General features: G+C 69.4%; 13 protein-coding genes. 7 read left to right on the forward strand and 6 right to left on the reverse strand.

The annotated features are described in order from the left end of the window. The first annotated feature begins 69 nt into the window (after window positions 1-69). Window positions 70-1,296 carry a beta-ketoacyl-ACP synthase I gene (gene fabB, locus MKK52_RS16790; protein ID WP_243955715.1) on the forward strand — a complete coding sequence of 409 codons (1,227 nt, stop codon included), beginning with the start codon at window positions 70-72 and terminating at the stop codon, window positions 1,294-1,296. A 99-nt stretch (window positions 1,297-1,395) separates the two neighbouring features. Then, a complete protein-coding gene (gene fabI / locus MKK52_RS16795; RefSeq protein WP_243955716.1) occupies window positions 1,396-2,226 on the forward strand; it encodes an enoyl-ACP reductase FabI in 831 nt (276 codons plus the stop codon). Window positions 2,227-2,228: 2 nt separating this feature from the next. Here fabI and MKK52_RS16800 read toward each other — a convergent pair whose 3' ends face one another. Then, window positions 2,229-2,492: a hypothetical protein gene (locus tag MKK52_RS16800; RefSeq protein ID WP_243955717.1), complete on the reverse strand. Its 264-nt coding sequence runs from the start codon at window positions 2,490-2,492 to the stop codon at window positions 2,229-2,231. Between the two features lie 126 nt (window positions 2,493-2,618). On the opposite strand from MKK52_RS16800, the gene MKK52_RS16805 reads away from it, so the two are divergent. Further along, window positions 2,619-2,858, forward strand: coding sequence for a DUF2188 domain-containing protein (locus tag MKK52_RS16805; RefSeq protein WP_243955718.1), 240 nt, complete (start codon window positions 2,619-2,621; stop codon window positions 2,856-2,858). A gap of 22 nt (window positions 2,859-2,880) precedes the next feature. Here the strand turns inward: MKK52_RS16805 and MKK52_RS16810 are convergent, their stop codons facing one another. Next, window positions 2,881-3,762, reverse strand: a complete 882-nt coding sequence (locus MKK52_RS16810) for a methyltransferase domain-containing protein (RefSeq protein ID WP_243955719.1) — start codon at window positions 3,760-3,762, stop codon at window positions 2,881-2,883. Between the two features lie 146 nt (window positions 3,763-3,908). Here MKK52_RS16810 and MKK52_RS16815 point away from each other — a divergent pair, with 146 nt between their 5' ends. Next, window positions 3,909-4,139 carry a hypothetical protein gene (locus MKK52_RS16815; protein ID WP_243955720.1) on the forward strand — a complete coding sequence of 77 codons (231 nt, stop codon included), beginning with the start codon at window positions 3,909-3,911 and terminating at the stop codon, window positions 4,137-4,139. A 74-nt stretch (window positions 4,140-4,213) separates the two neighbouring features. After that, window positions 4,214-4,921, forward strand: coding sequence for a ComF family protein (locus MKK52_RS16820; protein WP_243955879.1), 708 nt, complete (start codon window positions 4,214-4,216; stop codon window positions 4,919-4,921). Here MKK52_RS16820 and MKK52_RS16825 read toward each other — a convergent pair. After that, window positions 4,918-5,514, reverse strand: a complete 597-nt coding sequence (locus MKK52_RS16825; protein WP_243955721.1) for a GNAT family N-acetyltransferase — start codon at window positions 5,512-5,514, stop codon at window positions 4,918-4,920. The genes MKK52_RS16820 and MKK52_RS16825 overlap by 4 nt on opposite strands. Window positions 5,515-5,780: 266 nt before the next feature. Between MKK52_RS16825 and zapE the strand changes: the two genes are divergently transcribed. Then, the gene (gene zapE / locus MKK52_RS16830; RefSeq protein WP_409564686.1) at window positions 5,781-7,013 is read left to right on the forward strand and encodes a cell division protein ZapE; all 1,233 of its coding nucleotides are present in this window, start codon (window positions 5,781-5,783) and stop codon (window positions 7,011-7,013) included. A gap of 6 nt (window positions 7,014-7,019) precedes the next feature. Here zapE and ubiB read toward each other — a convergent pair whose 3' ends face one another. The 3 genes from ubiB to leuB all read right to left on the reverse strand — a co-directional run bounded on the left by ubiB (window position 7,020) and on the right by leuB (window position 10,582). Then, window positions 7,020-8,582, reverse strand: a complete 1,563-nt coding sequence (gene ubiB, locus MKK52_RS16835) for a 2-polyprenylphenol 6-hydroxylase (RefSeq protein WP_243955722.1) — start codon at window positions 8,580-8,582, stop codon at window positions 7,020-7,022. Window positions 8,583-8,595: 13 nt separating this feature from the next. Then, window positions 8,596-9,369 (reverse strand): bifunctional demethylmenaquinone methyltransferase/2-methoxy-6-polyprenyl-1,4-benzoquinol methylase UbiE, encoded by a 774-nt coding sequence (gene ubiE, locus MKK52_RS16840; RefSeq protein WP_243955723.1) that lies wholly within the window; start codon window positions 9,367-9,369, stop codon window positions 8,596-8,598. 103 nt (window positions 9,370-9,472) lie between these two features. Then, window positions 9,473-10,582, reverse strand: coding sequence for a 3-isopropylmalate dehydrogenase (gene leuB / locus MKK52_RS16845; RefSeq protein WP_243955724.1), 1,110 nt, complete (start codon window positions 10,580-10,582; stop codon window positions 9,473-9,475). A gap of 403 nt (window positions 10,583-10,985) precedes the next feature. On the opposite strand from leuB, the gene MKK52_RS16850 reads away from it, so the two are divergent. Further along, a complete protein-coding gene (locus MKK52_RS16850; protein ID WP_243955725.1) occupies window positions 10,986-12,560 on the forward strand; it encodes a 2-isopropylmalate synthase in 1,575 nt (524 codons plus the stop codon). Window positions 12,561-12,580 lie beyond the last annotated feature (20 nt).

A 12,580-nucleotide genomic window follows, 5' to 3' on the forward strand; every position in this document is an offset into this window, starting at 1 on the left:
CCGGCTACCCCTTAGCTGACCGCAACGCGGCGCGGGCAACCGTCGCCGCGACGGAGGTTTGGTCTTTCCATGCGCCGCGTCGTCATCACCGGGATGGGCATCGTCTCGTCCATCGGCAACAACACGCAGGAGGTTCTGGCCTCCCTTCGCGAGGCACGCTCGGGCATCACCCGGGCCGTGCCCTTCGCCCAACACGGCTTCCGCTGTCAGGTCCAGGGTGCCCCCACCCTCGACCCGGAGACGGTGCTCGACCGGCGCGCCATGCGCTTCCACGGCGGCGGGACCGCCTGGAATCAGGTCGCCATGGAACAGGCGATCCGCGATGCCGGCCTCGAAGAGGGCGACGTCTCGAACGAGCGCACCGGCATCATCATGGGCTCGGGCGGCCCCTCGACCCATGCCATCGTGGAGGCGGCCGACATCGCCCGCAGCAAGGGTCCGAAGCGGGTTGGACCGTTCGCGGTGCCGAAGGCCATGTCCTCCACCGCCTCGGCCACGCTCGCCACGTGGTTCAAGATCAAGGGCGTGAACTATTCGATCTCGTCCGCCTGCGCGACGTCGAACCATTGCATCGGCAACGCCGCCGAGATCATCCAGGGCGGGCGGCAGGACATCATCTTCGCGGGCGGCTGCGAGGAGCTGGATTGGACGCTCTCCGTCCTGTTCGACGCCATGGGCGCCATGTCCTCGAAGTACAACGACACGCCGGCCCGGGCCTCCCGCGCCTACGATGCCGGCCGCGACGGCTTCGTCATCGCCGGCGGCGCGGGCGTGGTGGTGCTGGAGGAGTACGAGCACGCCAAGGCGCGCGGCGCGCGGATCTACGGCGAGATCGCCGGCTACGGCGCCACCTCGGATGGCTACGACATGGTGGCCCCCTCGGGCGAGGGCGCGATCCGCTGCATGAAGCAGGCGATCGCCGGCCTGAAGGGCGTGAAGATCGACTACATCAACCCGCATGCGACCTCGACCCCGGTCGGCGACGACAAGGAGATCGAGGCGATCCGCGAGGTGTTCGGCAACGGCGACGCATGCCCGCCCATCGCGGCCACGAAGTCGCTCACCGGCCATTCCCTCGGGGCGACCGGCGTGCAGGAGGCGATCTACGCCCTGCTGATGATGAACAACGGCTTCATCTGCGAGAGCGCGCATATCGACGAGATCGACCCCGCCTTCGCGGACATGCCGATCCTCCGCGCCCGCCGCGACGGGGTGAAGCTCGGCCACGTCCTGTCGAACTCCTTCGGCTTCGGCGGCACCAACGCGACGCTGGTCCTGAAACATATCGACGCCTAACGGGCGGCGATTGGACAGGGCCGCGGAGGGCGGGCTAAGGCAAGGGCTCAGAGCCGCCCTCTCATCGGGGGCGGCAGGCCACGATGAAGACGGTTTCGCATGACGGGTTTGATGGCAGGCCGGCGCGGTCTGATCATGGGCGTGGCCAACGACCATTCGATCGCCTGGGGCATCGCGAAGATGCTCCACGCCCACGGTGCGCAGCTTGCCTTCACTTATCAGGGCGATGCCCTCGGGCGCCGAGTCGCGCCGCTCGCCGCCAGGCTCGATTCCGATATCGTGCTGCCCTGTGACGTGGAGGATCTCGCCTCCGTCGACGCCACCTTCGACGCCCTCGACGAACGGTTCGATGGCCAGCTCGACTTCGTAGTCCACGCCATCGGCTTCTCCGACAAGGCGCAGCTGAAAGGCCGCTACGTCGATGTCACGACGCGCGAGAACTTCGTGCGCACGATGACGATTTCGTGCTTCTCCTTCACCGAGATCGCGCAGCGCGCGGCCAAGCGGATGAAGAACGGCGGCTCGCTGCTGACGCTGACCTACGGTGGCTCGACGCGCGTCATGCCCAACTACAACGTGATGGGCGTGGCCAAGGCGGCACTCGAAGCCTCGGTGCGCTACCTCGCCACCGATCTCGGGCCGGATGGCATCCGCGTGAACGCCCTCTCGGCGGGGCCGATGCGGACCCTGGCGGGCGCGGGCATCGCGGATGCGCGGCTGATGTTCAACCACCAGCGCGCCCACGCGCCCCTGCGGCGGACGGTGACGCTGGACGAGGTGGGCGGCTCGGCGCTCTACCTGCTCTCGTCGTTGTCGGGCGGCGTCACGGGGGAGACCCATTTCGTGGATTCGGGCTACAACATCATCTCGATGCCGCGCCCGGACGTGCTCCAGGCGCAGGACGAGGCGGGCGTCGTCGGCGACGCCTGAGGCTACTCCTCCGGGATGCGGCCGGGCGGGATCGGCCCGCCTTCGCCGCCGCGCGACCGGCGCGCGGCCCGTTCCGCCCGGGCCGCGGCGACCTCCCGTTGCGAGGGCGCTGCGGACGGGTAGTTGGAGGCGAACGGGTTGGCCGGTGCGGCGCCCGGCGTCCCGCCGAACAGCCTGTCGAGGAAGCCTTCCTCCGCCCGCGCCGGCAGGGCGCTGAGCGTCACGACGCAGGCGGCACAGGCGAGAAGACGGGGACGAAGCGGCATCGAATGACCCTGCGAGCGAGGAGGCGATGCCTCTGATGCCGCATTCGGGCGGATCGGTGGCTGCGGAACCGCTCCGGTGCCCCAGGGGTTCGCGCTCCGAAACCCGTTCACGCGTTCGGAGGCGTCATGTCGGAAGTCACCTATCACATTGTCGAGCACGACGGCGGCTACGCCTACAAGGTCGGCGACGTCTTTTCCGAGACTTTCCCCAGCCGGGACGAGGCGCTTCAGGCCGCCCAGGCCGCCGCCGCCGAGCAACAGGTGCCGGGCTCGACCGAAGGCATCCGCTATCAGGACAAGGCGGGCCAATGGCACGACGAGACCGCCCAGGGCAACGACCGCCCGGTCGCCAAGGTCGAAGAGTAAGGCGTCACGCGGGGAGGGCGGACTAGCTGCCCTCTCCCTTCAACTCGACGGTCCCGAGGGCGTCTGCGAGGCGCGCCGAGGCGCTGCCCGGCTTGAGCGGCTTCTGCTGGCTGTCGTGGGGTGCCCAACCGAGAAGCCAGACCAGTTCGAAGCTCGCCCGGATCCGCCCGTCCGCATCCGCGAAGCGCTCCGCGTAGATTTGCGCCGCGCGCAGCAACGTCGCCCGGCGCATCGGGCGCTTCCGGCGGTCGGTGAGGGCGTTCGTCATGCCCATGGCGCGCAGGTCGCGCATCAAGGCGAAGGCATCCGCATAACGCACCGTCAGCAGGTCGGAATCCGCCACCGGCAGGGCGAGGCCCGCCCGCTGCAGAAGCCCGCCCGCCTCGCGGATCGCCACGAACGGCGCCACGCGCGGACTGACGCCTCCTTCGATCTCGCTTTCGGCTTGGGTCAGGCTGTGGCGCAACTCCGTAAGGGTCGCCCCGCCGAACAGGCATCCCACGAAGAGCCCATCCGGCCGGAGCGCCCGGCGGACCTGCACGAGAACGCCGGGCAGGTCGTTCACCGCATGCAGGGCGAGCAGCGACACGACGAGGTCGATGCTGGCCGGGCCGATGGGCAGCGCTTCCATGTCCGCCACGGCCCGGCCGGGACCCGCTTCCGGCAGAGGTGAGAGCCGGAAGCGCTCGGCCTCGGGATAGCGCCGCGCCAGGACGGAATTGGCCACGGCGGCGGGGCTGCCGAGATCGAGCACCCGGCGGAAATCGCGAAGCACCGTGGCCAGCCGATCCTCAAGTTCCTCGGCGGCGCGCTCCAGCAGGAAACCGGCATAGCCGCCGGCCTGCGCGCGGGCGAGGCGGCGGCGGATCAGAGCGGTGTCGAAAAGCGGATGGGGCGTACTCATCACCGGGTGAGATGGCGTATGCAGGGGCTCGATACCACCCGCGAAGACGTGAAGTCGGCTGAGGAATGAAAACGGAACTGGAAACCGCACTCGCCGTTCCTGCCCCACAAGCCAGTTGGCTCATGGACTCGTTTGGGAGAAACCTGATGAAGCGTCTGATTCTCGGCACCGTCGTCGCCCTGTCCGCCCTCACCGCCACCGGCGCCGCCGAGGCGAAGGGCTGCATCAAGGGCGCTCTCGTCGGCGGTGTCGCCGGCCACATGGCGGGCCATGGCGTGATGGGCGCGGCCGCCGGTTGTGCCATCGGCCGTCACCGGGCGAACTCTAAGGCGAAGGCCGCCGACCAGCAGGCGATGCAGCCTGCCGGGGCGCGCTGAGCACCCTTACCGACAAGTCCGGCGGCGCCCTCCGGGGCGCCGCCGTCTCCTTCCGCCGGGCGCGGGATCTCGCGCTGGGCCTCGTCTATCCCCCGACATGCGCCGGATGCGGCGCTGCCACCGCCGATGCGGGCGCGTTCTGCCCCGCCTGCTGGTCCGGCCTGCGGCTCATCGAGGAGCCGCTGTGCGACCGCCTCGGCATGCCCTTCGCCGTCGATCTTGGGATCGGCCGGCTGACTTCCCCCCAAGCCTTCGCACAGCCCCCCGTCTTCACGCGGGCGCGGGCCGTAGCGCTCTACGACGACGTGGCGCGCGGCCTCGTCCATCGCCTGAAATACGAGGACCGGCACGATCTCGCCCGGCCGATGGCACGCATGATGGCGGGTGCGGGGCGCGACCTGATCGCGCAGGCTGATTGCGTCGTGCCTGTCCCGCTGCATCGCTGGCGGCTGTGGCGGCGGCGCTTCAATCAGGCGGCACTGCTGGCGCGACCCCTCGCGGATAAAGCGGGTTTGCCCTTTCTTCCCCAAGCGCTGATCCGCCGACGCGCCACGCGCTCTCAAGTGGGCTTAAGCCGCGCGGGCCGCGCCGAGAACCTGTCGGGGGCGTTTCACGTCCCGCCCGCCGAGGCGTATCGGATTGCAGGGCTGCGCGTGCTCCTCGTGGATGACGTGCGCACCACGGGGGCCACCGCGAATGCCGCCGCCCGCGCCTTGCTGCGGGGCGGTGCGGCGTCCGTCGATCTCCTCACCTTCGCCCTGGTGGGGGAGCCGGTCGGCTAGGCGGCGTCCTTCCGGTCGAGGGTCTTTGCCGAGACCGAGAGGGTGAAGTCGAAGGCCTCGGCGATGCTCTCGTACCAGAGCGAGAGAGGCGTCGCCCGGTTCAGGTGCAGCGACCCGTCCGCGTCCAGCCCGTCGCGGCTGAGGGTGGCGCCCTGCCGGGCGGCGAGGCGGATCATCGGCCCGTTGCGGGCGAAGCAGCGGACATGGAGATCACACACGCCGCGGTTGCGCGCCGCCTGGGTGATGCGCGCGAACAGCGCGGCGCCGAGGCCCATGCGGCGGAACGGGCGCTCCACCGCGAAGGCGGCTTCCGCCTCCGGCCCGATGAAGTAGTTCGATGGGCCGGGGCCGCCGGGCCGCAACTCGCCGAGGCCGCGCAGGGTCCCGTCGAGGAAGGCGCCGAACATGACGCCGCGCGCGGACGTCGCCTGATCGGCATAGGCCCGGAGCCCGGCCTCGCTGACCTGCCCCATGAAACGGTTTGCACGGGTGTCGGCGTCGAGGCGACAGAAATAGTCCAGCACGGCCTGCCGGTCGCTGAGCCAGAGCCGGCGGACGATGGGTGATGAGTCTAGTTGCCGTTGGTCGGCCATGAACGTCTCCGGTCGTTGGCGCCTCGGCGCCACGGGACACGGACGTTCCTCCCGAATACTCCTGCGATATGGCAGAGCATACGGCGTTGTGCAATGCAGCAAAACTGCCGCATGGGTTGTGGCGCGGGGGTTGCGATGTGGTTCGGACATGGAACGGTTTGCTTGAACCGTCGAGCCGAAAGACTTGATTCGGAAGCGCTTGCCACGGCACAGGAACGGCGCCGCCCGGCGCCGCCGGGCATCGGACTTGGCGAGGAACCGGTTTCGTGAGCCAGACATCCGGCGTGGGGCGCGGCCCGTCTCCCGAGGCACGCCGCAGCGCCGTCTCGCCCGGTCCCGTCCATGATCGCTACGAGGCGCTGATCGCCACCGGCGCCATCGAGCGCGATCCGGCGCAGGTCGCCGCCGTGCGCAGCCTCGATGCCATCGTGCAGGAACTCGGACGGCGCAAGCGCGCCAGCAAGAGCAGCGCCCTCGGCTGGCTGTTCAAGCGTAAGGACGAGCCGGAAGCGGTGCGCGGCCTCTACGTTTGGGGCTCGGTCGGGCGCGGCAAGACCATGCTGATGGACCTGTTCTACGAGGCGGCACCGGGGCCCAAGCGCCGCGTCCATTTCCACGGCTTCCTCGCGGACGCGCATGAGCGCATCCACGCCTACCGGCAGGCGCTGAAGCGCGGCGAGGTGAAGGGCGACGACCCCATCGGCCCCGTGGCCGACGCCCTCGCCAACGAGGCGACGCTCCTCTGCTTCGATGAGTTCACCGTCACCGACATCGCGGACGCGATGATCCTGGGGCGGCTGTTCAACCACCTGTTCCGCCGGGGCGTGACCGTCATCGCCACGTCGAATGTCGAGCCCGACCGGCTCTACGAGGGCGGCTTGAACCGGGCACTGTTCCTGCCCTTCATCGAGGTGTTGAAGGAGCGCGTCTCCGTCCTACGGCTCGATTCGCGGACGGATTTCCGCCTCGAAAAGCTGGGGAGTGCCAAGGTCTGGCATGTGCCGGCGGACGACGCGGCTCGCGCCGCTCTCAATGCCGCGTTCAAGGGCCTCACCGGCCGAACGAAGGGCGCGGAGGGAAGCCTCACGGTGCATGGCCGCGAAGTGCGGGTGCCGCAGGAGGCCGGCGGTGTGGCGCGCTTCAGCTTCGACGACCTCTGCCGCCAGCCGCTCGGCGCCTCGGATTACATGGCCGTCGCCCGCGCCTACCACACGGTGCTGATCGACGGCATTCCGGTGATGCAGGAGGCGGAGCGCAACGAGGCCAAGCGCTTCATCACGCTCATCGACACCCTCTACGACCGCAACGTGAAGCTCGTCGCCTCGGCGGCGGCCGAAGCGCAGGACCTCTACACGGCCAGCACCGGCCGGGAGGCCTTCGAGTTCGACCGCACGGTCTCGCGCCTCATCGAGATGCGCTCGGAAGAGTACATCGCCAAGCCGCACGGCCGGGCGACGTCCGAGGCCAGCGGGTCGAGCAGCGGTCTCGTCGAGACGTAGCGGGGCTCACAGGCCCCGGAACGCCAGGGTCAGTGCGCCGATGGCGATGCCCCAAAGCGCCAGCGTCGACCAAACGGCGCGAAGGCGCTCGTTGCGGGCGAAGCGTTCGAGGCGCTTCGCGTCCCCCGTGCCGGCCTCATCGAGCCGCACAAGGACGCGCTTCAAGCGCACGGCGAGGTCGGGGAAGTCCGTCACCACGTCGGAGAGGGTCCGCAATGCCTCCGCGCCGCTCTGAAGCCGCCCGATGGGACCGAGATTGTGGGCGATCCACGCGCGCACCACCGGCTCGGCGGTGGTCCACATGTCGAGCTTGGGGTCGAGGGAGCGGGCCACGCCTTCCACCACCACCATGGTCTTCTGCAGCATCACCAATTCGGTGCGCGTGCTCATGTCGAACAGAGCGGTGACGTCGAACAGCAGCGTCAGCACCTTGGCCATCGAAATCTCGTCGGCCTTGCGCTGATGGATCGGCTCGCCGATGGCGCGGATCGCCTGGGCGAAATCCTCCACCGAATGGTGCGCCGGCACGTAGCCCGCCTCGAAATGCACACGCGCCACCCGCAGGTAATCGCGGGTGATGAAGCCGAGCAGGATTTCGGCGAGGAAGCGCCGCTCGTTCGGCCCCAGCCGGCCCATGATGCCGAAATCGACCGCCACCAGCCGGCCCTGACCGTCCACGAACAGGTTTCCCTGGTGCATGTCGGCGTGGAAGAACCCGTCGCGGATCGCCTGACGCAGGAAGCTTTGGATCACCGCGCGGCCGACTTCGCGCGGGTCGTGACCCGCCGCGACGATGGCCGCCGGGCCGTGCAGCTTGATGCCGTCGATCCATTCCGAGGAGAGCACGTCGCGGGCGGTCAGCTCCCATTCGGGGCGGGGCACACGGAAATCGTCGTCGCCGCGTGTGTTCTCGGCCAGTTCGGAGGCGGCCGCCGCTTCCAGGCGGAAATCCATCTCCATCAGCACTGAGCGCGCAAGGATCTCCACCACCTCGCGCGGGCGCAGGCGCTCGGCCTCCGGCGAGAGGGCGTGGACGATCCGCGCCATGAAGCGCATCACCTCCAGGTCGCGCTTGAACCCATCGCGGACGCCCGGGCGCATCACCTTCACGGCGAGGGCGCGTTGCGTGCCGTCCGCATCCTGCACCACGGCCCGGTGGACCTGCGCGATGGAGGCTGCAGCGATGGGTTCGCTGAACGAGACGAAGAGCTGCCCGATCGGCTTGCCGAAGGCGGCCTCCACCACCCGCACGGCGGTGGCCTGCGGGAAGGGTGGCACACGGTCCTGCAACTGTTCGAGGTCCAGGGCGGCGCGCATGCCGACGATGTCGGGGCGGGTCGCTAGGAACTGTCCGAACTTCACGTAGGACGGCCCGAGCCGCGTCATCGCCGCCGAGAGGCGGGCGGCGCCGTCGCCCAGGCCCTTCCGCTCGATGGAGCGGCCGACCTTCAGGGCGAAGCGCAGGACGGCCGGCATCTCGGACGGGTCGGCGAAGGCGAGCGCGCCCTCGCGGACGAGTACGAAGCCCACCCGCGCCCCACGGACGAGGTTGATGGCAGCGCCGATCACGAGTGCACCACCCTCAACTGACCTTCCAGCCGGAATGGATCGCGACGATGCCGCCGGAAAGCGGCCGGTCGGTGACGTGGCGGAAGCCCGCCCGTTCGATCATGCCGGCGAAGGCACCGCGCGTCGGGAACTTGCGGATCGACTCCACGAGGTAGCGATAGGAATCGGCATCCCCCGCCACCCGCGCGCCGATGCGCGGGATGACGTGGAAGGAATACGCCTCGTAGATCTTGTCGAGGAGCGGCACATCGACGGCCGAGAATTCGAGGCACAGGAAGCGCCCGCCGGGCTTCAGCACCCGCCGCGCCTCGCTGAGCGCGAGATCGATGCGCGGCACGTTCCGGATGCCGAAGGCGATCGTGTACGAATCGAAAGAGGCGTCCGGCAGCGGCAGGCTCTCGGCGTTGCCGGTGACGAAGTTCACCCGGCCCTCGTACTTCTCCGGCGCCCGCTCCGCGCCGACGCGCAGCATCGACTCGTTGATGTCGAGCACCGTCACCCACGTCGCCGGGCCGCCCGCATCGAGCACCCGGAACGCCACGTCGCCCGTGCCGCCGGCCACGTCGAGATGATCGTAGGGCCGCGTCTTGGACGGGCGCAGCATTGAGACGAGCTGCGCCTTCCACGCCCGGTGCAGCCCCGCCGACATCAAGTCGTTCATCACGTCGTAGCGGCGGGCCACGGAGTGGAACACGCTGTCGACGCGTCCCTGCTTCTCGTTGAGGGCCACCCGCTCGAAGCCGAAATCCGTGGTTTCGCGACCCGAGCCCTCGTCCGACACCGTCATGCTGCTCCCGCCCTTCGCGCCCGGACCGCCGAGCGATCCGGGCGTCTTAGCCGGAGTCCGGCCAGCCCGCCATGCGTCGCAGACGGCGTCCCACGGGGTGTTTTCAGCCGACACGCGCCGTCAGGGCTCCGGCGATGGCCTCGGCCATGGCCTTCGTGCCCATCGGGTTGGCGCTCTGCCCGGCGATGTCGGCGGTGCGAGCGCCCCCGGCCAGCGCATCGGTGATCGCCCCGTCGAGGGCATCCGCCGCGTCGCCGAGGCCGAACGAGTAGCGCAAGCACATGGCCAGCGAGCCGATCATGGCGATGGGGTTCGCCTTGTCCTGCCCGGCGATGTCGGGCGCCGAGCCATGCACCGGCTCGTAGAGGGCGCGGCGCAGGCCTTTCTCATCGACGGCACCGAGGGAGGCCGAGGGCAGCATCCCGAGCGAGCCGGTGAGCATCGCCGCGATGTCCGAGAGCACGTCGCCGAACAGGTTGTCGGTCACGAGCACGTCGAACTGCTTCGGACGGCGCACCAGCTGCATGGCGCAATTGTCGGCCAGGATATGCTCCAGTTCGATGTCGGCGTAGTGCTCGGCATGGACGCGGGTGACGACCTCCTTCCACAGGACGCCGGTCTTCATCACGTTGTGCTTCTCGGCCGAGGCGACGCGGCCCGAACGCTTGCCCGCGAGATCGAAGGCGACATGCGCGATGCGCTCGATCTCGCCCGTCGTGTAGACCTGCGTATCCACCGCCCGCTTGCCGCCATCGGGCAGCTCGGTGATCTGCTTCGGCTCGCCGAAATAGACGCCGCCGGTCAGCTCGCGGACGATCATGATGTCGAGGCCTTCGACTAGCTCGCGCTTGAGCGCGGAGGCCTCGGCCAGGGCCGGGTAGCAGATCGCCGGACGCAGGTTCGCGAAGAGGTCGAGATCCTTGCGCAGGCGCAAAAGCCCCGCCTCGGGGCGGTTCTCGTAGGCGACGCCCGCCCATTTCGGCCCGCCCACCGCGCCGAGGAGGATCGCGTCGGCGTCCTTCGCGCGCTGCAGGGTCGCGTCGGCCAGCGGCACGCCGTGGGCATCGATGGCGCAGCCGCCGACGAGGTCGGTCTCGGTCTCGAACGAGGCGAGCCCCGTCTCCTTCAGCGCGCCGAGCACCACCTGAAGCCCGCCCGCCACTTCCGGGCCGATGCCGTCGCCGGGCAGGAGCAGGAGTTTGTAGCTGGCCATGGTGGGTCTCGCGCACGATTTGAGAGAACTTGCGCGGCTTTAGTGCGGTCTCCGCCCGAGGGGAAGCCGTCCGCGCCCGCCATGCCCTTGAGTTTCGAACGGTGCGGATGTACCTCTTCGCGCCTGACGCACGGCTTTGGCCGCGCGACCCATGAGGAGAGACGAGCCTTGGCCAGCGCCGGCTCAGCGTCCGAGATCGCCGGTGCCGCTCACGCGGCCCTGCTGTCGCGCGCGCGCCCGGTCCTCCTCCTCGACCTTCTGCTTACCCGCCCCTGAGGGCCGTCCGGGCATGCGCCTGGGCCCTTAGGGGATTTTGTTTCGCGAATAACCGCCCGACGAGGGCATTCCCCGCCTCCGGCCAGCAGCCCGGGCGGAGCGCGACAGGGTTCAGGAAGGCGATACGATGAGCACCCAATCCCCGACCCAGACGACCGGCACCCGTGACCGCGTCCTGATCTTCGACACGACTTTGCGCGACGGCGAGCAATGCCCCGGCGCGACCATGACCTTCGACGAGAAGCTCGCAGTCGCCGAACTGCTCGACACGATGGGCGTCGACATCATCGAGGCCGGCTTCCCCATCGCCTCCATCGGCGATTTCGAGGCCGTGTCCGAGATCGCCCGCCGCACCAAGCGTGCGACCATCGCCGGGTTGGCCCGCGCAATCACCGCCGACATTGCCCGCGCCGGCGAGGCCGTCCGGCACGCCCAGCGCGGGCGCATCCACACCTTCGTCTCGACCTCGCCGATCCATCTCGCGCACCAGATGCGCAAGACGCAGGACGAGGTGCTGGATATCATCCTGAAGACCGTTGCCCAGGCCCGCGACCTCGTGGAGGACGTGGAATGGTCGGCCATGGACGCGACCCGCACGCCCATCGATTACCTGTGCCGCTGCGTCGAGGCGGCGATCAAGGCGGGCGCCACCACCATCAACCTGCCCGACACGGTGGGCTACGCCACGCCCGCCGAGTACCGGGAGATGTTCCGGAGCGTGCGCGAGCGCGTGCCGAACGCCGACAGGGCGATCTTCTCCGTGCACTGCCACAACGACCTCGGCCTCGCCATTGCGAACTCGCTGGCGGGCATCGAGGGTGGCGCCCGGCAGGTGGAATGCACCATCAACGGCATCGGCGAGCGGGCGGGCAACGCGGCGCTCGAAGAGATCGTGATGGCGATCCGCACTCGCGCCGACGTGATGCCCTACGAGACGGGCATCGAATCGCAGATGCTGACCCGTGCCTCGAAGCTCGTGAGCCATGCCACGAACTTCCCGGTGCAGTTCAACAAGGCCATCGTCGGCCGCAACGCCTTCGCGCACGAGAGCGGCATCCACCAGGACGGGATGCTGAAGAATTCTGAGACCTACGAAATCATGACACCGGCCTCGGTCGGCCTGACCAAGACCTCCCTCGTCATGGGCAAGCATTCCGGCCGGGCGGCCTTCCGCTCCAAGCTGGACGATCTCGGTCTGCACCTGTCCGACAACCAGTTCCAGGACGCGTTCGAGCGCTTCAAGGCGTTGGCCGACCGGAAGAAGCACGTCTACGACGAGGACATCGAGGCCCTGGTGGACGAAAACCTCGCCACGGCGCAGGACCGGATCCGGCTGGTCTCCCTGTCGGTCATCGCGGGCACGCGTGGGCCGCAGCGGGCCACCCTGCGCATCCAGGACGAGGCCGGCTCGCGAATCGAGGAAGCGGACGGCAACGGGCCGGTGGATGCGGTCTTCAACGCGATCCGCGCCCTGGTCCCGCACGAGGCGCAGCTCGACCTCTACGACGTCCACGCCGTGACCGGCGGCACCGACGCCCAGGCCGAGGTGACGGTGCGCCTGCGCGATGCCGACCGCAGCATCACCGCCCGCGGCGCCGACCCGGACACGCTGGTCGCTTCGGCGAAGGCCTACCTGTCGGCCCTGAACAAGTTCTCGGCCCAGGCCGTGCGGCTCCATGCACAGCACGCGGCGGCCGAGTGAGAAAAAATCGCCGCCGGGGG

Source organism: Methylobacterium sp. J-067, from assembly GCF_022829465.1.
GTDB classification, from domain to species: Bacteria; Pseudomonadota; Alphaproteobacteria; order Rhizobiales; family Beijerinckiaceae; genus Methylobacterium; species Methylobacterium litchii.